Source organism: Volucribacter amazonae (assembly GCF_029783845.1).
Taxonomy (GTDB): Bacteria; Pseudomonadota; Gammaproteobacteria; order Enterobacterales; family Pasteurellaceae; genus Volucribacter; species Volucribacter amazonae.
The window spans coordinates 1,901,524-1,923,983 of sequence record NZ_LWID01000001.1 but is presented as its reverse complement, the minus strand read 5'-3'; the positions used below and the strand labels follow the sequence as shown (position 1 = coordinate 1,923,983).

20 protein-coding genes are annotated in these 22,460 nt (G+C 38.4%); 9 read left to right on the top strand and 11 right to left on the bottom strand.

The features are described from left to right. Nucleotides 1–12 precede the first annotated feature (12 nt). From A6A20_RS09215 to A6A20_RS09200, 4 genes are read left to right on the top strand one after another with little or no spacing between them, the layout of a single operon-like run. Nucleotides 13–1,017 carry an ABC transporter permease subunit gene (locus tag A6A20_RS09215; protein ID WP_279573155.1) on the top strand — a complete coding sequence of 335 codons (1,005 nt, stop codon included), beginning with the start codon at nt 13–15 and terminating at the stop codon, nt 1,015–1,017. A gap of 16 nt (nt 1,018–1,033) precedes the next feature. After that, a complete protein-coding gene (locus tag A6A20_RS09210; RefSeq protein ID WP_279573154.1) occupies nt 1,034–1,936 on the top strand; it encodes an ABC transporter permease subunit in 903 nt (300 codons plus the stop codon). A gap of 9 nt (nt 1,937–1,945) precedes the next feature. Further along, nucleotides 1,946–2,929: a dipeptide ABC transporter ATP-binding protein gene (dppD, locus tag A6A20_RS09205; RefSeq protein ID WP_279573153.1), complete on the top strand. Its 984-nt coding sequence runs from the start codon at nt 1,946–1,948 to the stop codon at nt 2,927–2,929. Continuing rightward, the gene (locus A6A20_RS09200) at nt 2,922–3,896 is read left to right on the top strand and encodes a peptide ABC transporter ATP-binding protein (RefSeq protein ID WP_279573152.1); all 975 of its coding nucleotides are present in this window, start codon (nt 2,922–2,924) and stop codon (nt 3,894–3,896) included. The genes dppD and A6A20_RS09200 overlap by 8 nt, the downstream gene beginning before the upstream one ends. A 95-nt stretch (nt 3,897–3,991) precedes the next feature. Here the strand turns inward: A6A20_RS09200 and A6A20_RS09195 are convergent, their stop codons facing one another. Next, a complete protein-coding gene (locus A6A20_RS09195) occupies nt 3,992–5,659 on the bottom strand; it encodes a ribonucleoside-diphosphate reductase subunit alpha (RefSeq protein ID WP_279573151.1) in 1,668 nt (555 codons plus the stop codon). Continuing rightward, the gene (locus A6A20_RS09190; protein WP_279573150.1) at nt 5,646–6,623 is read right to left on the bottom strand and encodes a ribonucleotide-diphosphate reductase subunit beta; all 978 of its coding nucleotides are present in this window, start codon (nt 6,621–6,623) and stop codon (nt 5,646–5,648) included. Before A6A20_RS09190 ends, A6A20_RS09195 begins: the two co-directional genes overlap by 14 nt. A 286-nt stretch (nt 6,624–6,909) precedes the next feature. Here A6A20_RS09190 and A6A20_RS09185 point away from each other — a divergent pair, with 286 nt between their 5' ends. From A6A20_RS09185 to acrB, 3 genes are read left to right on the top strand one after another with little or no spacing between them, the layout of a single operon-like run. Then, nucleotides 6,910–7,461, top strand: coding sequence for a TetR/AcrR family transcriptional regulator (locus A6A20_RS09185; RefSeq protein WP_279573149.1), 552 nt, complete (start codon nt 6,910–6,912; stop codon nt 7,459–7,461). A gap of 30 nt (nt 7,462–7,491) precedes the next feature. Then, a complete protein-coding gene (locus tag A6A20_RS09180) occupies nt 7,492–8,688 on the top strand; it encodes an efflux RND transporter periplasmic adaptor subunit (RefSeq protein ID WP_279573148.1) in 1,197 nt (398 codons plus the stop codon). A 21-nt stretch (nt 8,689–8,709) separates the two neighbouring features. Beyond that, nucleotides 8,710–11,799, top strand: coding sequence for a multidrug efflux RND transporter permease subunit AcrB (acrB, locus tag A6A20_RS09175; RefSeq protein ID WP_279573147.1), 3,090 nt, complete (start codon nt 8,710–8,712; stop codon nt 11,797–11,799). A gap of 272 nt (nt 11,800–12,071) precedes the next feature. On the opposite strand, the gene A6A20_RS09170 is transcribed toward acrB, so the two are convergent. The 4 genes from A6A20_RS09170 to A6A20_RS09155 all read right to left on the bottom strand — a co-directional run bounded on the left by A6A20_RS09170 (nt 12,072) and on the right by A6A20_RS09155 (nt 16,369). Then, nucleotides 12,072–13,022, bottom strand: a complete 951-nt coding sequence (locus tag A6A20_RS09170) for a Dyp-type peroxidase (RefSeq protein ID WP_279573146.1) — start codon at nt 13,020–13,022, stop codon at nt 12,072–12,074. Nucleotides 13,023–13,271: 249 nt separating this feature from the next. After that, nucleotides 13,272–14,663, bottom strand: coding sequence for a DASS family sodium-coupled anion symporter (locus A6A20_RS09165; RefSeq protein WP_279573145.1), 1,392 nt, complete (start codon nt 14,661–14,663; stop codon nt 13,272–13,274). A gap of 210 nt (nt 14,664–14,873) precedes the next feature. Continuing rightward, nucleotides 14,874–15,371: a ribonuclease E activity regulator RraA gene (rraA, locus tag A6A20_RS09160; RefSeq protein WP_279573144.1), complete on the bottom strand. Its 498-nt coding sequence runs from the start codon at nt 15,369–15,371 to the stop codon at nt 14,874–14,876. A 92-nt stretch (nt 15,372–15,463) separates the two neighbouring features. After that, on the bottom strand, nt 15,464–16,369 hold the full coding sequence (locus A6A20_RS09155; protein WP_279573143.1) for a 1,4-dihydroxy-2-naphthoate polyprenyltransferase: 906 nt from the start codon (nt 16,367–16,369) through the stop codon (nt 15,464–15,466). 186 nt (nt 16,370–16,555) lie between these two features. Here A6A20_RS09155 and tsaA point away from each other — a divergent pair, with 186 nt between their 5' ends. Beyond that, on the top strand, nt 16,556–17,284 hold the full coding sequence (tsaA, locus tag A6A20_RS09150; protein WP_279573142.1) for a tRNA (N6-threonylcarbamoyladenosine(37)-N6)-methyltransferase TrmO: 729 nt from the start codon (nt 16,556–16,558) through the stop codon (nt 17,282–17,284). Nucleotides 17,285–17,369: 85 nt separating this feature from the next. Here the strand turns inward: tsaA and purT are convergent, their stop codons facing one another. The 4 genes from purT to A6A20_RS09130 all read right to left on the bottom strand — a co-directional run bounded on the left by purT (nt 17,370) and on the right by A6A20_RS09130 (nt 20,693). Then, complete coding sequence (gene purT, locus A6A20_RS09145; RefSeq protein WP_279573141.1) at nt 17,370–18,551, bottom strand: formate-dependent phosphoribosylglycinamide formyltransferase; 1,182 nt, start codon at nt 18,549–18,551, stop codon at nt 17,370–17,372. A 68-nt stretch (nt 18,552–18,619) separates the two neighbouring features. Next, nucleotides 18,620–19,126, bottom strand: a complete 507-nt coding sequence (gene luxS / locus A6A20_RS09140) for an S-ribosylhomocysteine lyase (RefSeq protein ID WP_279573140.1) — start codon at nt 19,124–19,126, stop codon at nt 18,620–18,622. 498 nt (nt 19,127–19,624) lie between these two features. Then, entirely contained in the window at nt 19,625–20,098 is a 474-nt protein-coding gene (locus A6A20_RS09135; protein ID WP_279573139.1) for a YqaA family protein, read from the bottom strand. Continuing rightward, a complete protein-coding gene (locus tag A6A20_RS09130) occupies nt 20,091–20,693 on the bottom strand; it encodes a beta-phosphoglucomutase family hydrolase (RefSeq protein ID WP_279573138.1) in 603 nt (200 codons plus the stop codon). Before A6A20_RS09130 ends, A6A20_RS09135 begins: the two co-directional genes overlap by 8 nt. 235 nt (nt 20,694–20,928) lie before the next feature. Between A6A20_RS09130 and A6A20_RS09125 the strand changes: the two genes are divergently transcribed. Continuing rightward, nucleotides 20,929–21,321: a PRD domain-containing protein gene (locus tag A6A20_RS09125; protein WP_279573137.1), complete on the top strand. Its 393-nt coding sequence runs from the start codon at nt 20,929–20,931 to the stop codon at nt 21,319–21,321. 155 nt (nt 21,322–21,476) lie between these two features. On the opposite strand, the gene lipA is transcribed toward A6A20_RS09125, so the two are convergent. After that, nucleotides 21,477–22,439, bottom strand: a complete 963-nt coding sequence (lipA, locus tag A6A20_RS09120) for a lipoyl synthase (protein WP_279573136.1) — start codon at nt 22,437–22,439, stop codon at nt 21,477–21,479. Between the last annotated feature and the right edge of the window lie 21 nt (nt 22,440–22,460).

Genomic DNA, 22,460 nt, shown 5'->3' with positions numbered 1-22,460 from the left:
TAAGCTAACGCTATGTTTTTATTTATTTTCAAGCGAATATTTATGGTTATCCCCACTTTTTTGGCGATAACCTTGATTACGTTTGCTTTGGTACATTTAATCCCCGGCGATCCCATTGAAATTCGTATGGGGGAGCGAGGGGTAAGCCCTGAAGTACATGCACAAATGATCCAACAATTAGGCTTGGATAAACCCTTGTATCAACAATATTTCAGCTATGTAGGTAATGTGTTACAAGGGGATTTTGGGCAATCTTTTCGCAATAATGAACCCGTATTAAAAGAATTTTTTACCTTATTTCCTGCCACGGTAGAATTGGCTTTTTTTGCCTTATTGTGGTCATTAATCTTAGGAATTTTACTGGGCGTTATTGCGGCGGTAAAAAAAGATAGCTGGATTTCCCATTTGGTTACTTCGCTTTCTTTAACGGGTTATTCTATGCCGATTTTTTGGTGGGGATTAATCTTAATTTTGTATTTTTCTACCCCCTTAGGCTTACCTGTTGGTGGACGTTTACCTGCTGAATATTGGATCGATGCCAATACGGGCTTTATGTTATGGGATACATGGCATTCCGATGAACCCGGGGCGTTTGTGGCGGCGATAAAATCGCTGATTTTACCTGCTATTGTATTAGGCACAATCCCCTTAGCAGTGGTAACAAGAATGACACGTTCCTCCATGCTAGAAGTGCTTGGCGAAGATTATATTCGTACCGCCAAAGCCAAAGGGCTAGGCGTAACAAGAATTGTGATTGTCCACGCTTTACGCAATGCCTTAATTCCTGTGGTAACCGTTGTAGGCTTAATTGTAGGGCAACTCTTATCAGGTGCGGTACTCACTGAAAATATTTTTTCTTGGCCGGGCATTGGCAAATGGATTATTGATGCCATTAACGCCAGAGATTATCCTGTATTACAAGGTTCAGTATTAATTATTGCAACCATTATTATTTTGGTTAATTTAACCGTAGATATTATTTATGGTGTGATTAATCCACGTATTCATCATAAATAATAATGTGGGAGTTTTGATGTCAACAAACACCAATAAGCAAACCTTGCTTGAACCTATTCCTAAAACCCCTTGGCAAGAATTTTGGTTTTATTTTTGCCAAAATAAAGGGGCGGTAATGGGTTTAGTTTTTATTAGCTTGGTGGCAATAGTTTGTCTTTTTGCTGATTATATTGCCCCTTTTAGCCCCATAGCGCAACATAGAGCAGATTTATTGTTACCCCCTGCTTGGTTTGAGGGAGGGGTAAGCACTTATTTACTCGGCACAGACGATATTGGGCGAGATATTTTATCAAGGATTATTTATGGAGCACGTTTGTCCTTATTTATTGGCTTGATTATTGTCGCCTTGTCTTGTATTGGTGGTGTAATATTAGGCTTAATTGCAGGTTATTATGGTGGAATTTTAGACACCTTGATTATGCGATTAGTGGATATTATGTTAGCCATTCCTAGCTTACTCTTGACCATTGGCGTAGTAACGATTTTAGGCCCGTCCTTAACCAATGCGGCTATCGCTATTGCTATTGTATCTATTCCTAGCTATGTGCGTTTAACACGAGCCTCTGTGCTAAGTGAAATTAATCGTGATTATGTGGTTGCCTCACGAGTAGCGGGTGCAAATGTATTCCGTTTAATGTTTATTGTGATTTTACCCAATTGTGTAGCCCCTTTGATTGTACAAATGACCATGGGGATTTCTAACGCAATTTTAGAATTAGCCGCATTAGGCTTTCTCGGTATTGGGGCGCAACCGCCGACCCCAGAATTAGGCACAATGTTGGCAGAATCTCGTGGCTTTATGCAATCAGCAAATTGGTTGGTAACAATTCCCGGCTTAGCGATTTTATCCTTAGTATTAGCCTTTAATCTCATGGGCGACGGTTTGCGTGATGCCCTTGATCCAAAATTAAAGCAGTAAGGAGACAAAATGGCACTATTAGATGTTCAACAGTTATCAGTACATTTTGGCGATGAAAAAACGCCTTTTAAAGCGGTAGATCGCATTAGCTATCAAGTGAATGAGGGAGAAGTATTAGGTATTGTAGGCGAGTCAGGTTCAGGTAAATCCGTGAGTTCGCTTGCGATTATGGGACTTATTGATGCCCCCGGGCGTGTCAAGGCACAAGCCTTATCTTTTTCACAAAATGATTTATTAGCCATTGATAAAAAGAAAAGACGCAAGCTAATCGGCTCGGAAATTGCTATGATTTTCCAAGATCCAATGACCAGTTTAAACCCTTGCTATACCGTTGGTTTTCAGATTATGGAGGCTTTAAAAGTTCACCAAGGCGGTAGCCGTAAACAACGCAAAATGCGAGCATTAGAATTGTTGGAGATTGTAGGTATTCCTGATCCGCAGTCTCGTTTAAATGTTTACCCTCATCAACTTTCAGGCGGAATGAGCCAGCGAGTAATGATTGCCATGGCGATTGCCTGTAAACCTAAATTATTGATTGCTGATGAACCCACCACAGCCCTTGATGTAACCATTCAAGCACAAATTATGAATCTGTTGTTAAGGTTACAACAAAAAGAAAAAATGGCATTAATTCTCATTACTCACGATTTAGCCCTTGTTGCCGAGGCGGCACAGCGTATTATGGTAATGTACGCTGGGCAAATCGTGGAAGAAGGGAAAGCGGAAGAAATTTTTAGCCTACCTCGCCACCCTTACACCCAAGCATTACTACAAGCCTTGCCTGAATTTGCCGAAGGAAAATCACGTTTACAATCTTTATCAGGGGTTGTGCCGGGGAAATATGATCGCCCTCAAGGTTGTTTATTAAATCCTCGTTGCCCTTATGCCAACGAAAAATGTCGCCAAATTGAACCGCCCTTACAGCAAATCGGCGAACGGCGTGTAAAATGCCATACCCCATTAAATGATCAAGGAGTTCCAAGCAATGCTTAATTCTCAAGCCCCCTTACTTGATGCTAATAATTTAAAAAAATATTATCCTGTAAAAAGCGGTTTTTGGGCAAAGGAAAAGCAGGTTAAAGCCCTAGACGGCATTTCTTTTCGTTTAGAAAAAGGTAAAACACTAGCAGTGGTAGGTGAATCAGGCTGCGGTAAATCTACGCTAGGGCGATTATTAACCATGATCGAAACACCTACTGACGGCGAGTTATACTATAATGGACAAAATTTTTTGGTAAAGGATAAAGCCACACAAAAGCTACGCCGTCAAAAAATTCAAATTATTTTTCAAAATCCTTATGCCTCACTTAATCCTCGCAAAAAAATAGGCACAATTTTGGAAGAACCCTTAATTATTAACACCGATCTTTCCGCTCAACAACGTAAGCAACAAGTGTTAGCTATGATGGAAAAAGTGGGCTTAAAAGCGGAGTTTTATCATCGTTATCCCCATATGTTTTCGGGCGGACAACGACAACGCATCGCCATTGCAAGGGGCTTAATGCTCAAACCTGATATTGTGGTAGCGGACGAACCTGTATCCGCCTTAGATGTGTCAGTGCGTGCCCAAGTGCTTAATCTAATGATGGATTTACAAGCGGAATTAGGGCTTTCTTATGTTTTCATTTCCCACGATCTTTCTGTGGTAGAACATATTGCCGATGAAGTGATGGTCATGTATTTGGGACGTTGTGTTGAGCAAGGCACTGTACAACAAATCTTTAGTCGCCCACGCCACCCTTATACTCAAGCCCTATTATCCGCCACCCCAAGGCTTTCGCCACATTTACGGCGTGAACGAATTAAACTCACTGGCGAATTACCGAGCCCATTAAATCCACCGCAAGGTTGTGCTTTTCACGCACGCTGTCATTTAGCCAATGAACATTGCAAACAACAGCAACCGCCGTTACGCACAGCCCCTGACGGTAGCAAAATCGCTTGTTTTATGGTGGAATAGCTTATTCAGAGCAAACAAAAAGTGCGGTCAAAAAATAAAATTATTTTTTGACCGCACTTTTTTATTACACCAGAATTTATCTTAATCTGAAAGTCTTACCCCTCACAACTACTACAACTCAATAAATTACGGTTAAACACCTGTGCCGCACTCATTGAATATTGATAGTAAATGGATTTTAAGCCCAATTCTTCGGCGGTTAAATACAGTTGATTGAGATCCCTTGCTGGGGTGGCTGGGTGGATCATAATATTAATGCTTTGCCCCTGATCAATGTATTTTTGTCGCTGTGCCGCTTGCTGAATTACGCTTAATTGGCTAATTTCAGAGAAAGTTTTAAAGACCTCTTTTTCTTGTTCAGATAATTGTTCAAGATGTTGCACAGAACCGTCATTAAGCAAAATGCTTTCCCAAATTTGCTCATTATCCAAGCCTTTTTCTTGCAATAATTTTTGTAAGAATGGGTTTTTATAAACGGTTTTAATCTTCGCTAAATCTTTTACATAGTAGTTAGATTTAAAAGGCTCTACTGACGGCGACACGCTACCCAAAATAAAACTACTTGATTTGGTCGGTGCAATACTCATTAAGGTGGTATTACGGCGTCCATAACCTTTTAATAACTCTGGCTCGCCAAAGCGTTTCGCCAATTCTTGCGAGGCTTTTAAGGTTTTTTGTTGCAAGGTTTTAAAAATCAAATTATTTTTTTGCATCGCCTCAAAGCTATCAAAAGCAATATTGTTCGCTTGCAAATAGCTATGCCAACCTAATACTCCTAAACCCAAGGCACGATGACGGCGAGCAAAACGATTAGCCCGATCTAAAAATGGAATTTCAGCACTTTTCTCAATAAATTCCGACATCACCACATCTAAGAAATAGGTTAAGACTTCTGGAGCATCAGTGTCTTTCCATTCATCAAAGTAAAGTAAGTTCATTGAAGATAAACAACAAACGAAACTTTCATCATTGCTGGCTGGCAACATAATTTCGGTACATAAATTAGAAGCGTGTACCACCATATTTTTATCTTTATACACATCAGGACGCCCAGCGTTGGCGTTGTCCTTAAAGAAGATATAAGGAATACCTGTTTCGGTTTTACGTTGCAATAATTTTGCCCAAAGCTGACGCTTATAAGGATCGCCTGCTTTCATTGATTCTAGCCATTCATGCCCAACGCAAACTCCATAATACATTAATTGAATCGGATTGCCCTCAGTATGAATATCTAACCATTCATTAATATCGCCATGCTCAATATCAATATAACCTGCAAATTGCCCTTTGCGTGACGTACCTTGTGAAATCACATCAATAACGGTATCAAATAATTTGCTGAAATTGAACGAACCGTCAGATTTACCATTATTTTTAATGGTGCTACCACGTGGACGAATATCGCCAAAATATGCCGAAGTACCGCCACCAATTTTACTCATCATACCCACTTCTGCGGTGGTAAGCATAATTTCCTGAATAGAGTCGCCAATATAGCTACCGAAACAAGAAATCGGTAAGCCACGATCTAAACCGAAATTTGACCAAATTGGCGAGGACAATGAGAAATACCCTCTTGCCATATAATGATAAAACTTATCGGCATAGCCCTCGATACCGAGTTTATTTTCTGCATAATCCGCAATAAAACGAATACGATCAATGGCAGTAGTGCCTTCCAATAAATAGCCACGTTGCAAAAACAAACGGCTGTCATCATTAAGCCAGTGGAAGTCTGGACGTTCAGTATTAGAATAAGTCATCGGCAGTAATTTGTTTCATTTTTTTACTATAATCGGTACTACGTTTGTTAAAGAAATCCGTTTCTTTGGTTGAAAGAATTTCAATATCAAACCACTCAGTTTGTTTTAATTCCTGTTCATTCACAGAATAAATCGGCTCCAAACCTAAAGCCACTAAAGAGGCGTTATAGCGATTAGTAATATAATTCTCTACAGTACTACGCTTAATAAAACTTAAATCCCCTTGCTCAAAAATCCAAGCGAGAATACTGCGTTCAGCCTCAAGCGCCTGATTAGCAAGTGTTTTTAATTCGGCATAAAATTCTGCGGTAAAAAGTTCACTATGCTCTTTGGCAAGAATATCATAAAGGGCAATACCAAAACGCCCATGAATTTCTTCTTCTTTTGAGGTTGCTTCTACCGCATTGGAAATGCCCTTAAATAAATTCTTATGTTTATTAAAAGACATCATAATTAAAAATTGCCCAAATAAGGAAATATGTTCCACAAACAGCGAGAAAAGTACCAAAGAAAGCACAAAGCGATCCTTACCAGCGTCCTTATCACGCATAAAGTCTTCCATATAGCGAATACGGTTCATTAATGGCTCAATTTGGGTAATTTGTGAAAACATTTGATTTAAGCCGAGCTTTTCTAATAAGAAAGAATAAGCATCTTTATGGCGTACTTCACTTTCCGCAAAAGTACCGCCCACATCATCAATTTCCGGCTTAGGAAAATAACGATAAAGATCACCCCAAAAGCGTTTTACATTTACCTCAATTTGCGAAATCGCTAACATAGTGCGAGTTAAAACTTGGCGTTCGTGATCATTAATATTGGTGTGATAGTCTTGAATATCCCCTGTGAAATTAAATTCAGTATGCAGCCAGTAAGAATGGCGGATAGCGTCTTTAAATTCTAGCAGTTCAGGATATTCATAGGGTTTAATTTGAATACGTTTTTCAAAGAGATTGCGAGCCATAGTGGTTAACTTAAATATAGAAAAATCAAAGTGGAACATTTTATTCATATTTTACTTATAATTCAACGGATAAAATTTTTCTTTCCCGTGTTCATTATTGAACCTACCTAGCGATTTTTAAATTGAAACAACGCTATTTCCTGCCACCAAGCGATATTTACATTTCCATACAATCCATTGCTTGCTTAAAAAGAAAAAATTCTTAAAATGAACGAACGTTCATTCACTTCGGTGAATTTTTTATTTTTGAGTGAATTTTATCCTATTTATGCAAACGAAACCTGAAATGACAGAGGTGATTTTCACTGCTACTGAGCGATTAATGGCAAAAGATGGTTTGCATCATCTTTCTATGCACAAAATTGCTAAAGAGGCAGGTATTTCACCGGGTACAATTTATATCCATTTTAAAAGCAAAGAGGATTTATTAGAAAATCTTGCTCAGCATATTTTTGCGGAATTTCATCAAACATTATCGTTAAATCACGATGAAAACCAAGATTTTTATCTGCAATATAAACAATTTTGGTGGAACCTTTGGAACGATTTGTATCAATATCCTGATACTATCTTAAATATTCATCAATATCGTTCTATGCCCTGCTTTGAAAAATTTATGCAGGAATATAATCAATCTAGCGATAATATTTGGAATAAATTTTGCGAAAAAGCCCCAAAAGCTGGGGTTTTATGCGATTTACCTGCGGATATACTTTTTACCTTAAGTTTAGAAAGTGCGATTAACTTAGCATTTAAAGCAGTTTATTTTAAACAGCAATTTTCTAACGATTTATTAGAAACGGTGATCCAACGCACTTGGCTCGCTATTCAAAAATAACTTTATTGTTACATTATGGGAGAAACCTTTATGAATCAAACTGAAACCAGTAAACCAAAAAAATCACAAAATGTGATAATTAAATTGGTATTACTGATTATCCTCGTTATCTTTGCTGGTGTGATTATTTTCGGCATGGTGAAAAACAAAATGATGGCTGACTATTTAGCTAATATGCCTGAAACCGCCAGTCCCGTTACCACTTATCAAGTGGCGTATTCGGAATGGACACCTGTGATTGAATCCACTGGTTTGGTACGCCCAAATCAAGGGGCGATGTTAAGTGCGCAATCAGCAGGTACGGTATCAAATATTTTAATCCAATCAGGTCAAGCAGTGAAAAAAGGCGATTTGCTGGTGGAAATTGACAGTTCAGTGGAACAAGCGTCATTAAAACAAGCGGAAGCCCAATTACCTGCGGCACGTTTTACCTATCAACGTTATGGTAATTTGTTGAAAAGTAAAAGTGTTTCTCAATCTGAATTTGATAATGCAAAATCCACTTATGATGCTTTAGTGGCTGAAATTGAATCGCTAAAAGCCACCATTGCACGCCGCCAAATTTATGCCCCTTTTGACGGTCAAGCTGGTATTGTGAAAGTCAATGTGGGGGAATTTATTTCCGCAGGTACTGAAATTGTGCGTGTTGAAGATCGTTCCAGTATGAAAGTAGATTTCTCTGTTTCACAAAATGATTTAGAAAAACTGGCCTTAGGACAGAAAGTTACTGCCACCGCTGATGCCTTATTAGGCGAAACCTTTGGGGCGAAAGTTACAGCCATTGAGCCTGCAATTAATAAAAGTACAGGTTTAATTACGATGCAAGCGACTTTTGATGACGAATCTAGCCAAAAATTGTTATCTGGTATGTTCGTACGTTTACGTGTCGCCTTGCCAACAGAAACCAATCAGGTTGTAGTGCCACAAGTGGCGATTACTTATAATATGTATGGCGAAACAGCATATTTATTGACCGCACTTTCTGCGGAAGATAAGCAAAAATTAGCTGATGAAAAAGACCTTGATAAAATGTATCGTGCTAGCCAAATTACCGTAACCACTAAAGATCGCCAAGGCATTTACGCTCAACTTGAAGGCAATGATGTGAAAGTGGGCGATTTAATTGTAACAGGCGGTCAGCAACGGTTAAGTAACAATAGCTTAGTTGTGGTTGCGGATAAACAGGGTGTCGGCACTCAAGCTCCAGCCACCAAAACCAATCTGTAACGAAATAAAAATAGGAAGAATATGAAATTTACCGATATTTTTATTCGTCGTCCCGTATTGGCGATTTCCATTAGCATTTTGATTGTGATTTTAGGCTTACAAGCCATTTCTAAGCTAACGGTGCGTGAATACCCGAAAATGACGACAACGGTAATTACCGTTACCACCACCTATGCAGGGGCGGATGCAGAATTAATGCAAGCCTTTGTTACCTCTACCTTAGAAGAGGCGATTGCACAGGCGGATAATATTGACTATATGTCATCAAGTAGTGCAGCCAGCACGTCCACCATTACGGTAAAAATGAAACTTAATACCGATCCGAATGGCGCATTGGCGGATATTTTAGCAAAGGTAAACTCGGTACGTTCACAATTACCTAGCGATATTGATGATCCAACCATTACCTCTTCCACAGGGGGAACGGGTATGATGTATCTGAGCTTTGTGTCCGATCGATTAGAATCCCCACAAATTGTGGATTATATTGAACGAGTCGTAAAACCACAGTTCTTTACCATTGAAGGGATTGCGAAAGTACAACTCTATGCTGGCGAATATGCTTTACGCATTTGGCTTGATCCTGCCAAAATGGCAGCACAAAATCTGGCGATGACTGATGTAAGTAGTGCGTTGTCAAACAATAACCTGCAAACAGCGGCAGGGAGCTTTAATGGCTACTTTACCGTCTATAAAAATAAGGTAGAAACCACCACAAAATCAGTAGAGGAATTGGGCAATGTAGTAATTGCTAGCAATGGCGATAACCTTGTTCGTTTAAAAGATATTGCTGACATTACCTTGGATAAAGCAAGTGATAGCACCAGAGCAACAGCTAACGGGCAAGATGCAGTAGTATTGGCGATTGAGGCAACACCAACCGCTAACCCATTAAGCGTAGCAAAAGATATTTACCCATTATTTGAAAATATCCAGAAAAACTTACCTAATAGTATTAAGGCACAGGTTTTATACGATGCCACTATCTCCATTAATAATTCCATTAATGAAGTATTAAAAACCATTGTTGAAGCAACTGTCATCGTATTAGTAGTTATTACCCTGTTTATTGGTTCTTTCCGTGCCATTTTGATCCCAGTGATTACCATTCCAATTTCCTTAATTGGGGTCATTATGCTATTACAAGCCTTTGATTTCTCCATTAACTTAATGACCTTGCTAGCCCTGATTTTGGCAATCGGTTTGGTGGTGGACGATGCTATCGTGGTATTAGAAAATGTGGATCGCCATATTAAATTGGGCGAAACGCCATTCCGAGCAGCCATTATCGGAACAAGAGAAATTGCTGTGCCTGTTATTTCTATGACCCTTGCCCTTATGGCGGTGTATTCACCTATGGCATTAATGGGCGGTATTACAGGAACATTGTTTAAAGAATTTGCCCTAACCCTCGCGGGAGCGGTATTTATTTCAGGGATTATCGCTTTAACCTTATCGCCAATGATGAGTAGCAAAATGCTAAAATCTAACGAAAAACCAAGCCGTTTAGAACAACGCATTGAGCATACCCTTGGCAAGGTTAATCGTGGCTATGAAAAAGTGCTTGATTTAATGTTGGCTAATCGTAAATCCGTTATCGCCTTTGCGGTGGGGATTTTCATTACCTTGCCTATCCTCTTTAGTTCGTTGTCTAGCGAATTAACGCCAACAGAAGATAAAGGGGCATTTATGGCAATGGGTACAGCACCTGCCAATGTGAATGTGGACTATATGCAAGGGGCAATGAAAGAATACGAACGTATCGTACAAGAAACCCCAGAAGTGCATTATTCTCAAGTCATTGCGGGAGCGCCAAATACTAATCAATCTATTACCATTGTGGTATTAGATGATTGGAGTAAACGTGATCGTAGCCAAACTGAAGTTATGGACGAATTAAATACCAAAGCGGCTAATATCCCTGAAGTGTCAGTAACAGGTTTTGCTTTCCCTGAAATTAATACAGGGGAACAAGGAGCCTCAGTGGGCTTTGTCATCAGTACCGCAAACGGCTATACCAACCTTGCCGAAGTATCAGGCGATTTCCTACAAGCCATTCGTCAATCAGGTAAATTCGTTTATAGCGATCTTGATTTGCAATTCAATACAGCTCAAATGAAAGTAGAAATTGACAAAGAAAAAGCAGGGACTTACGGCATAACCATGGCACAAATCAGCTCAACCTTAGGTAGCTATCTTTCTGGTGCAACCATTGAGCGTGTCAACATTGATGGACGTTCTTATGAAATTATTTCGCAAGTAAAACGGGATCAACGTTTATCGCCTGAAAGTTTCAAAAATTACTATGTAACTGCAAGCAATGGCGAATCTATTCCATTAAGTAGCTTGCTTAACGTAAGTTTAGAAACACAACCGCTATCTTTATCTAATTTTAACCAGCTAAATTCGGCAGAAATTAGCCTAGTCCCTACACCGGGTACATCTATAGGTGATGCTGTCGCTTGGTTAAAACAAACTGCTGCAGAAAAATTACCACAAGGTTATAACTATGACTTTAAAGGCGAAGCAAGACAGCTAGTGCAAGAAGGTAATACCTTGGTTTACACCTTTATCCTTGCCATAGTGATTATTTTCCTTGTATTAGCTATTCAATTTGAGTCTTGGCGTGATCCTATGGTAATTATGATCTCCGTACCATTAGCAGTAAGTGGTGCATTAATTGTCCTTAATATATTCTCTTTCCGAGATGAACCGGGTGCTACCTTGAATATTTATTCACAAGTAGGCTTAATTACCCTAATTGGCTTAATTACCAAACATGGGATCTTAATGTGTGAAGTAGCCAAAGAAGAACAATTATTGCATGGTAAAAATCGTTTTGAGGCAATCGTTCAAGCAGCAAAATTACGCTTACGCCCAATTTTGATGACCACCGCAGCAATGATTGCAGGTCTTATCCCATTACTTTACGCTTCAGGCTCAGGTGCAGTAGCACGTTTCAGTATTGGTATTGTTATCGTAGCAGGATTAGCCATAGGAACATTGTTTACCCTATTCGTATTACCTGTTATCTACACTTTCGTAGCCAGCGAACACAAACCATTACCTGTGTTTGAAGAAGATCAGGATAAACCAGCACAAAACCATTAGTTTTATAACAGGCTAAATAAAATAATACCCCTAATAAATTATTAGGGGTATTTTTTGTTTTGATTTAATGGATTTCGCTTGTTTGACAGATGATATAGTCGTATCAATTTGAAAAACACTGTATTATGTTAAAGTGGAATGGTTATACTATCATAGGAAAGAAAAATGAATGGAATAATAGATAATATTCAAAACTAAATCGCCTCCTTAGATCAAGAAGGCAAAAATCATTAGCTACTAAATCAAAAAATAGCGAAAACTCACCGCACTTCTTACTCGGCGAAGTCTCCTAACATATCTAATGTAGGAACAAAAAACAATGTTCCTGTTTTGGCTGTACTAAAATCTAAAATACGATCGTAATTGCCTTTTGGGTTGCCAATAAACATATTTGATAGCATACGGCGTACTGTGCTAAAAGAATTAGCATAAGCAATAAAGTATGTTCCCATTTCGTTGTTAGACACATTACCAAAAGGCATATTATCACGAATAACTTTGAAGTCATCGCCAATATTTGCCAATGCAGAATGGGAATTACTTGGTTTAACGTCTTCTGACATTTCAATGTCATCAGCTTTACTCCGTCCAATCACTTTTTCTTGTTCTTCTACGGGTAAAGCACGCCAAGCCTGCATATCGTGTAAATATTTTTGCACAAATAAATAACTTCCCCCTTGGTAAACAGGATCTTCTTCGCCAATCATACCAAATCGTTGACGATCTTCTCCTTGTGGGTTTTCTGTTCCGTCCACAAAACCAAGGATACTTCTTCCGTCCCAGTAACGAAAACCATGAACTTCTTCAACACTTTCCGCCACTTCTTGTAATAAATCAGTTATCACCGCTGCGGTATCAATGCAAAAACTTTGTTCATCACTACGAATATGGAAATGTAAATCCCCACGCGTTGATACCGCAGTATGCTTACTACCTTTTATGGCACGAAATGGTGAAAATTCTTTAGGTAAAGGCGTTGGCAATTCTAATCGTTGCCAAGCCTCATAACCAATCCCCATTACAACACTGGCGTGAGCATTAGGGAAACGAATTTGAGCAGTATGATTTAAGTTAATAATTAATGTACATAACCGTTTAAAATGGTTACTCACATCAATTTCAGGTTTAAAATTCCATACCATAAAAATGGTGTTATGATTTGGCTCATCTAAGACATTTTGACTATGTAGATTCATTTTTTCCTCATAATGACGGGTTAACATTGTTCCTATTATACACCCTTATTTCACATTTCTGTTATTTAGGAATTATTGTCATTTCGCTAAGCATTGTATAGTCGTTTCAATTTAAAATAAGACAAGACGACAGGCTGAATACAGCACAAAGAGTACGGCGAGGCGAGCAACACGGTATTATTTTAAAGTGGAATGACTATATTTCAATGTGGAATAGCTATAAATAAGCCCTAGACAAATAATATCTAGGGCTAATACTTCTAACAAAGTTTGTCATTAAAACCAGAAAAGATAAGCAACCGTAGCAATAACAAAAATACAGATTATATTCAATACAAAACCGGCTTTAACCATTTCTTTTTGTTGTACATCACCTGTACCAAACACGATCGCATTAGGTGGCGTTGCTACTGGTAACATAAAAGCACAAGACGCACCTAGACCAATAATTAATGCCAACCCTAGTTCTGGCATACCCAAGGCTTGAGCAATGGAAATAAAGATTGGTACTAATAAAGCAGCACTGGCGGTATTTGAGGTAAATTCCGTTAAGAAGATAATAAAGGCTGCAACAATCAAACCAATTAAATAGAAATGTCCACCTTCAATAAGAAATACAATGCCGTCAGCCATTACTTTACTCGCCCCTGAGTTTCTTAATACTTCGCTCAAGGTCAAACCACCACCAAACAATAATAATACGCCCCATTCAGTATTTTCTTGAATTTGTTTCCAAGTAGCGACTTTGGTAATGCAAACCAAGGTAGCGGCAAATAAGGCTAGAATACTATCAAAACTGCCGATATTTTTTTCTAAACCTAATAAGCTAGATAAGGCTGGATTAACTGATGAACTAAAAATCCAACAAAGGGCGATTAATAAGAAAATGGCTAAAGTGATAATTCGTTTCGTATCTAATTCAATTTTTTCAAAATGTTGTTCAAATTGAAAATTAAGTTTAGGTTTAAACACCAAATAAAGCGTTCCTATCATAATTGGCAATAAAATCAACATAATAGGAAAACCGTATTTGAGCCAATCAGAAAAGCTCAAATCTAATTGTGAGGCAACAATGGCATTTGGTGGGCTTCCTACTAATGTTCCCATTCCACCAATACTGGCACTATAAGCAATCCCTAATAAAACAAATACATAGGTATTGTGGTGTTCCTTGCGATCTAACTGGCTTAAAATCCCCATAGCTAATGGCAACATCATTGCTGCAGTAGCTGTGTTACTCATCCACATAGATAAAAACGCGGTAACTAAAAATAAATAAATGACTGCAAGCAATAAGTTGCCTTTTGCCATTGCCATAATTTTATTAGCAATTAATTTATCCAATTTTTGGATATGTAATGCGGTTGCTAAAGCAAACCCACCAAAAAACAAGAAAATAGTCGGATCAGCAAATCCACTTAACGCCTCTTTCGTGCCTACCATACCCAGAGCAATGGCTAAAATAGGCACTAAAAGTGCAGTAATGGTTACATGTAAGGCTTCAGTAAGCCATAAAATTCCCACAAAAACCAATAGGGCTAATCCTTGGTTTACTTTATGCTCAAAAGGTAGGACATTTAATAAAACGAGAAAAAGGACAACATCAACAATGAAAATCATTGCATTTTTATCCAATATTTTTTTCTCTTGAATTGGTGCTGGACTCATAATACATTCCTTAATTATTAGCATAGAGAGAAAGACGCCATTAGGCAGGATCAATATAGCAAGAAGTATTTATTTTGTTAATTGTTGTTGCAATGTATTTTTCAAATATGTGATACCACGCAAAATTTTTTAACTAATTTGTTATTTTTATCAACAAAAAAGTGCGGAAAACGACCGCACTTCATAAATTGAAGGACAAGTTAAAAAGAATTAATCATCATATTCCTCAAGATCTAGGGGATCTTGCGATAAAATTATGCCTGTTAAATCCGCATAAATATAGTCTTCAGGAAAGAATGTAACACCAGCAAAATTGACTGATACATCGGTTTCACCAATGTTATTATCATCTGCTGATACAGGAATTGGAGCGAGAGCCTGAATACCAATATCCATATTTTCAAGTTGGCTAATTTGGCGTACTGCACCATAAACAATAATCCCTTCCCAACCATTATGAGCAGCAAGTTGTGCAATTTCGGCATCAACCAAAGCTCGGCGTACTGAGCCACCGCCGTCAATTAATAACACTCGACCTTCGCCACTTTCTTGTAATACTTCGGCAATTAGCCCATTACTTTCAAAGCATTTTACCGTCGTAATTTGCCCATAAAATTCAGCTACACCACCAAAACTTGAAAACATAGGCTCAACGACATCCACTTGGTCAAGATAAATATCACATAATTCTGACGTATCGATTCTCATAACATTTCCTTCATTAACATAACATCTTGATATAGTTTAAAATATAGTTGTCCCACTTTAAAATAGAACAACCATAGTATAAGCTCCTTTGCTTACGCAAGCAACAATCCTAAACTGAATAATAAATTGCTAAATAAGGCTAACATTGACATTTGTGCCAACATCGGTCTTAAAGCCAGTGGATCTTTATGACGATAAACAAAATATCCATGTTTAATTAGCCAAGGAATAGCAATAAGAAATAAAAAACCTTGCCAACGTTGTATATAAACTGTGGCGAAAATAAGATTAAACAAGGTTGCCAAACTCAATAAACATAAATGATAAAGCCGACCTTTTTCTGCGCCTAATCTTACCACTAAGGTATTTTTGCCCACTTTACGATCTTGCTCAATATCCCGTAAATTATTGATATTTAATACCGCAACTGCCAATAAACCACTTGCACAAGCGGGCAGTAAAATCGCACTATTGAATTGATGAACTTGTAAATAATAGCTACCTGCTACGGCTAATAAACCGAAAAAAATTAAGACGGAAAGATCGCCTAATCCTAAATAGCCATAGGGTTTTTTCCCTACGGTATAAGTAATCGCAGAAATAATGGCTAATGCCCCTAATCCAGTAAACACAAAAATATCAGATAAATCTTGATAGGAAACAGCAATTAATAAGCAACCTGATACTAAGCTCGCTAATACCATTAATACCAGCCCTTGGCGTAATTGATGAAAGCTAATTCCGCCTTTTTGAATCCCTCTTAATGGACCGATACGTTCTGCGGTATCCGATCCCTTGGCATGATCACCATAATCATTAGCGAAATTGGATAAAATTTGCAATAACAGGGTGGTTAATAGGCACAATGCCATAATTAGCCCACTAAATACCCCTTGCCAATAAGCCAATGCCGAACCTGTTAAAATAGAGGCTAACGCTAAAGGGAGGGTTTTTGGTCGTGCGGTTTCTAACCACATTTTCACTGTGCTTTGGCTCATAGATCCCCATAAAACAATAAAAAATGAAATAATCGGCTATTTTAAAGTATAGTCGTTTCAATTTAAAATAGGACAAGGTATACCAATGCCGTATTATTTAAAAAAGGACGACTATAATAATAGGTCGGCTATTTTACAAGGTAATTTATGACTTTTTAACTATTCCAGATCAAATTTAGGCAAAATATGCAAAATTTAACCCTACAACCTATTGCAATTATTCATACCCCTTATAAAGAAAAGTTTTGTGTACCTCGTCAACCCGATCTCGTACAAGACGGAACAGGCACTATTGAATTACTCCCCCCCTATCATTCCATTGATATGGTAAGAGGGCTAGACCAATTTTCGCATTTATGGCTAATTTTTCAATTTGATCAAGTGCCAACAGGGAAATGGCAACCAACAGTTCGCCCGCCTCGTTTAGGAGGTAATCAACGCATTGGTGTATTAGCTTCTCGAGCTACGCATCGCCCAAATCCCTTAGGATTATCCAAAGTAAAACTCCTCAACATTGAACAACAACAAGGCAAGGTATTTTTACAAGTCGGTTCTGTAGATTTAGTAGATAAAACCCCTATTTTTGATATAAAGCCTTATCTTGCCTATGCAGATAGCGAACCTTTTGCACAATCAGGCTTTGCACAAGACAAACCTCGCCCTTTGTTACAAGTTGAATTTAGCCCCACTGCACAACAAAGCCTGCAAAAATTTTGCCCAAAAACACCGCACTTTGAGCGTTTTATTCGAGAAGTGCTACAACAAGATCCTCGCCCTGCTTATCATCAAGGCAAATATAGCGAACGCATTTATGGTATGAAATTGGATCAATTTAATATCCGTTGGCGTATCAAGCCTAATGAAACACAAAGTGCGGTCAATATTGCAGAAGTTTTGCAAATTGACCTAATCTAATTAAACTTCCCCTTATTTTATAGTCGCTTCACTTTAAAATAAAACGGCTATATTTAAGGGGAAAAATAACGAAAGCATAATCAAACTATAATTTCACTTCCAATTTATCATAAGCTCGGCGAACCCTTGCTAAGGCTTGTTCAACATCGTTATCTCGTGCTAACAATACGCCCATACGGCGGTGTCCATCAACCTCACCCTTACCAAATAAACGAATGTTGGTATTAGGTTCACTTAGCACTTGTTCAAGTTGAGCAAATTGCACCTGTTGCGATTTACCCTCCACTACAATGGCTTTTGATGCAGAAGGGGAAATAAGCTGAATTTCCGGGATCGGCAAGCCTAAAATGGCTCTAGCGTGTAAAGCAAATTCAGAAAGCTCTTGCGAAATAAGGGTAACCATACCTGTATCATGTGGGCGTGGCGAAACTTCATTAAAAATGACCTCATCACCACACACAAACATTTCTACTCCAAAAATCCCTCGTCCGCCCAACGCACTAGTAATTTTCTCTGCAATTTGTTGAGCTTTTTGCAAAGCAATTTCAGACATCGCTTGTGGTTGCCAAGATTCACGATAATCACCATCAACCTGTGTATGCCCAATCGGAGCGAGAAAAGCCGTTCCACCGATATGACGTACCGTTAATAAGGTAATTTCGTAATCAAATTTAATAAATCCCTCAACAATCACACGACCACCACCAGCACGTCCGCCTTGTTGGGCATATTCCCAAGCCTTACTCAAATCCTGCTTGGATTTCAAAATACTTTGCCCATGCCCAGAAGAACTCATAATAGGTTTGACCACACAAGGGACACCAATGTTATCAACGGCAACACAAAAATCCTCAAAGCTGTCCACAAACTGATAAGGCGAAGTAGGTAATCCTAACTGCTCTGCTGCCAGTCGGCGAATTCCTTCACGATTCATGGTTAATTTTGTGGCTTTTGCCGTAGGAATAACATTAAATCCTGCCTGCTCTAATTCAAGTAACGTATCGGTGGCTATCGCCTCTACTTCTGGCACAATATAATCAGGTTTTTCCTGTTCAATTAAGGCTTTTAACGCCTCACCGTCTAACATTGAAATGGTATAAGCTCTATGTGCCACTTGCTGTGCTGGAGCATTGGCATAACGGTCTACGGCGATCACTTCTACACCTAAACGCTGTAATTCAATCACCACTTCTTTGCCTAATTCGCCCGCACCAAGCATCATTACCTTGGTCGCAGTAGGAGTTAATGCAGTACCTATTGTTGTCATATTTTTATCCTTATCTTTATTATGATTGAATAAATAATAAGGGCGTTAATTCATCAACGCCCTTATTGTTATTGCTGTAAAAATTTCTCGTCTAATAATAAATCTTCGTTCTTGTTGATACCAATACCCTGCTCCACCACTTGACGGCAAGCCTGATGAGCATCAGCTAAAGAATGTTCTTGATAAGAACCACATTGATACTCATTTAACTCGGGAATATCTTGTTGATTTTTAACCGCCAAGGCATCTTTCATAGCTAATAACCAAGCATCAGCGACCCGTTGTTCATCAGGCGTTCCAATCACGCTCATATAAAAACCCGTACGACAACCCATTGGCGAAATATCAATGATTTCCACATCATCAGCATTTAAATGTTCACGCATAAAGCCCGCAAATAAATGCTCAAGAGTATGAATACCTCGTGGCGAAATAATCTCTTTATTCGGACGGCAAAAACGTAAATCAAATACCGAAATAATATCGCCTTTCGGCGTAGTCATGGTTTTTGCAATGCGTACCGCTGGTGCTTGCATAATAGTATGATCAACTTTAAAACTATCCAATAATGGCATTCTATTTCCCCTTATAAATCATTGAGTTAAATTAATTAAAAAATTTTTTTAATTTTTTCTGAACTTTTTCCAATTTAATCAGTCTTAGTTTACAAGCAACTTGCAGTTGTTTTATAAATTGGTTCCTTAGGTTATATTTACCGCCCTTTATGGGCGGTTTTTTTATGAATACAATAATGGTTATTCCGTTCAAAAATAAAGCCAAAACACAATGTTAAGATAAAAACAAAAATTTTTTTATTTTATACTGAACTTTTTTCATTTTCGCCAGTCTTAGTTAGTACAACTTACAGTTGTTTTATAAATTGGTTCCTTAGGTTATTTTACCGCCCTTTATGGGCGGTTTTTTTATTGTTTTTTCATTCTAACGGAAAACCTAATAAACGAAAATATCCCAATGAAAATTCACTTCGCTAATGGTATAGTCGTTTCAATTTAAAATGAGACAAGACGGTACAGTGAGGCGTACCAACGCAGTATCATTTTAAAGTGGAACGACTATAATAGCATTAACAATAAAAACACATAACGTAACGCTTTTGCTAGCACAATACAACACCCCGTCCATAAAGCGTTTAAGCGTAACCACCCTGCCACTGCACACAACACATCGCCCACCACTGGCAACCAACTGAATAACAATGCCCACACCCCAAACCGTTGCACCTGCTGTATCGCCCAAACGGATTTTGTTTGCTTTGTGGCAAAATAAGGTTGGGGCAACAAGCGTCCAAGCCAATAAGTGGATAGGCTACCAAGACTATTGCCTAAGGTTGCCACTAACAATAATTGCCCTATCGCCATAGTATTTGTTGCGACAGAAAAGTGATTAATCGCTAAGGTTACAAAAATTATCTCTGAATTACCGGGCAATAACGTGGCACTTAATAAAGCACTCAAAAACATTACCCATAATCCATATTTAAGTAATAATTCTAGCCAAAATTGACTAGAAAAAAACCAATCAAGCATGCTTAATTAACTGGTTAATGCGTACATCAAAAACATCCATACCTGCACGTAATCCTGCTTGTACCCCTAAATCAGCGTCTTCAAAAACCACACATTGACAAGGATCAACCGCCATTAATTCCGCACAACGTAAAAAAGTATCTGGCTCAGGCTTATGTTTAGTAACATCATCAGCAGTAACAATCGCCTTAAAATAAGGGGCAATTTGGTGTTTTTGTAAAATCATATCCACCACCACTTTATGCGAGCCTGTCCCTAATGCCAATGGTGTTTTACCATAAAAATGCTTTACCACCTCAGCCGTAGGCAACAATGTTGATTGTTGTTGAATTAACTCAATCCCAAATTGCCGTTTAAGTTGAATAACCTGCTCTAACAAATCCATAGGAATACCATATTTTTTCATGGTTTCCATAGCAATGGTACGCACTGATGCTCCACCTAATTGATAAAGTACATCGCCCTTAGTTGGATAACCTAAATGCTCGCCCACCATTTCCCAAGCACGAGCGTGGCAAGGCATAGTATCCACTAACGTACCGTCCATATCAAAAACTAACCCTTTATAATGGCGAAATAAATTTACATCTATCATGTTACTTTCATTATCCTTATTCTTTATCAAGATCCTATCTTTGCGAGCAAAACGTTATAGTCGTTTCAATTTAAAATAAGACAAGGTGGCTCGCCGAAAACAGTACAGAGAGTACGGCGAGGCGTGCTAACCCCCTATTATTTTAAAGTGAAATGACTATATTTTTCCAAATAACACTTTGTAAAGCAAATCAATTTCATTACAATAGCTCATCTATTCCTAACAATGATAATGAATGGGCTTATTACAACGCTTATTACTATTACAACAACGTAATTTAATCAATTACCATATTGTTGAAGTGGTACTTAATATTGAAGGGCTATTACGTCATCAATGGCAAGTCAACACCGAAACAGCTCAAGTGCAAATGTTGTTAATTCATCTTGCCAATGCGTTGGGGCGAATTAAGCGTGGTTACGCCGCTCAACCGCTTAATCAAGCAATGTTTGCAGAAATGAAAAGAGCGGTGGATTTTCCAAAAATTTTATACTTACATCAGCAAATTCTCAATTACCTGCCATTTAACATACCAGAAAGTGAACAAACCCATTTTATTGCCAATCTTTATTCACTTTCCCTTGAGCAACCACAAATTTTAAAAAAATATAGTCATCTTATTTTATAGTCGCTTCAATTTAGAGAGTACGGCGAGGCGTGCCAACACCCTATTATTTTAAAGAGGAACGGCTATAAATTAAAATAACTATAAAAAAGTGCGGTCAAAAAATAATTTTATTTTTGACCGCACTTGCTATTTTAACAATAACAACACATCATAAATTACTTAACCACCCCACCACTGGCTTGTAAATCCGCATGATAAGAAGAACGCACAAAAGGTCCACAAGCGGCGTGTTCAAAGCCCATGGCATTCGCCTTTTCTCGCATCATATCAAACTCAGTTGGCGGTACATAACGTGCCACAGGAAGATGATGACGGCTTGGTTGTAAATATTGTCCTAAGGTCAACATCGTAACGCCATTATCACGCAAATCCTGCATCACTTGCAGAATTTCTTCATTAGTTTCGCCCAATCCAACCATTAAGCCTGATTTCGTTGGAATATGGGGGAACATGGCTTTAAAATCACGCAACAATTTGAGTGACCATTGATAATCCGCACCGGGACGAATTTCTCGGTATAATCTTGGTACATTTTCTAAATTATGATTAAACACATCAGGTGGATTATCCTTTAATTTATCCAATGCCTGTTCAATTCTGCCACGAAAATCAGGGACTAAGATTTCAATTTTAATGCCCGGGTTTAATGCCCGAATTTCTTTTACACATTGGGCAAAATGTCCTGCACCACGATCAGGCAAGTCATCGCGATCCACCGATGTAATCACCACATATTTTAATTTCATATCTTGAATGGTTTCTGCCAATTTTCTCGGTTCTTCGGGATCTGGGGGGAGGGGCTTACCATGTGCCACATCGCAAAACGGGCAACGTCTGGTACAAATCGCCCCTAAGATCATAAATGTGGCAGTACCATGATTAAAACATTCATGTAAATTCGGGCATGAAGCCTCTTCGCAAACAGAATGTAAGCCATGACGACGCATACCATTTTTAATACTTTCTATTTTGGCTGAGCTTGCAGGCAATTTAATTTTCATCCATTCAGGTTTTTTCAATAATTCCTGATTAGGATCGATATTTTTTACTGGAATAATGGAGGTTTTGGCAGCATCACGATATTTAACGCCTCGCTCCATTTTAAAGGGTTGACCCATAATAGTTCCTCATTATCGGCT

Coding starts and splice junctions, on each gene's coding strand:
- A6A20_RS09215 (WP_279573155.1), top strand. CDS start 13: ATGTTTTTATTTATTTTCAAGCGAATATTTATGGTTATCCCCACTTTT.
- A6A20_RS09210 (WP_279573154.1), top strand. CDS start 1,034: ATGTCAACAAACACCAATAAGCAAACCTTGCTTGAACCTATTCCTAAA.
- dppD (WP_279573153.1), top strand. CDS start 1,946: ATGGCACTATTAGATGTTCAACAGTTATCAGTACATTTTGGCGATGAA.
- A6A20_RS09200 (WP_279573152.1), top strand. CDS start 2,922: ATGCTTAATTCTCAAGCCCCCTTACTTGATGCTAATAATTTAAAAAAA.
- A6A20_RS09195 (WP_279573151.1), bottom strand. CDS start 5,659: ATGACTTATTCTAATACTGAACGTCCAGACTTCCACTGGCTTAATGAT.
- A6A20_RS09190 (WP_279573150.1), bottom strand. CDS start 6,623: ATGGCTCGCAATCTCTTTGAAAAACGTATTCAAATTAAACCCTATGAA.
- A6A20_RS09185 (WP_279573149.1), top strand. CDS start 6,910: ATGACAGAGGTGATTTTCACTGCTACTGAGCGATTAATGGCAAAAGAT.
- A6A20_RS09180 (WP_279573148.1), top strand. CDS start 7,492: ATGAATCAAACTGAAACCAGTAAACCAAAAAAATCACAAAATGTGATA.
- acrB (WP_279573147.1), top strand. CDS start 8,710: ATGAAATTTACCGATATTTTTATTCGTCGTCCCGTATTGGCGATTTCC.
- A6A20_RS09170 (WP_279573146.1), bottom strand. CDS start 13,022: ATGTTAACCCGTCATTATGAGGAAAAAATGAATCTACATAGTCAAAAT.
- A6A20_RS09165 (WP_279573145.1), bottom strand. CDS start 14,663: ATGAGTCCAGCACCAATTCAAGAGAAAAAAATATTGGATAAAAATGCA.
- rraA (WP_279573144.1), bottom strand. CDS start 15,371: ATGAGAATCGATACGTCAGAATTATGTGATATTTATCTTGACCAAGTG.
- A6A20_RS09155 (WP_279573143.1), bottom strand. CDS start 16,369: ATGAGCCAAAGCACAGTGAAAATGTGGTTAGAAACCGCACGACCAAAA.
- tsaA (WP_279573142.1), top strand. CDS start 16,556: ATGCAAAATTTAACCCTACAACCTATTGCAATTATTCATACCCCTTAT.
- purT (WP_279573141.1), bottom strand. CDS start 18,551: ATGACAACAATAGGTACTGCATTAACTCCTACTGCGACCAAGGTAATG.
- luxS (WP_279573140.1), bottom strand. CDS start 19,126: ATGCCATTATTGGATAGTTTTAAAGTTGATCATACTATTATGCAAGCA.
- A6A20_RS09135 (WP_279573139.1), bottom strand. CDS start 20,098: ATGCTTGATTGGTTTTTTTCTAGTCAATTTTGGCTAGAATTATTACTT.
- A6A20_RS09130 (WP_279573138.1), bottom strand. CDS start 20,693: ATGATAGATGTAAATTTATTTCGCCATTATAAAGGGTTAGTTTTTGAT.
- A6A20_RS09125 (WP_279573137.1), top strand. CDS start 20,929: ATGGGCTTATTACAACGCTTATTACTATTACAACAACGTAATTTAATC.
- lipA (WP_279573136.1), bottom strand. CDS start 22,439: ATGGGTCAACCCTTTAAAATGGAGCGAGGCGTTAAATATCGTGATGCT.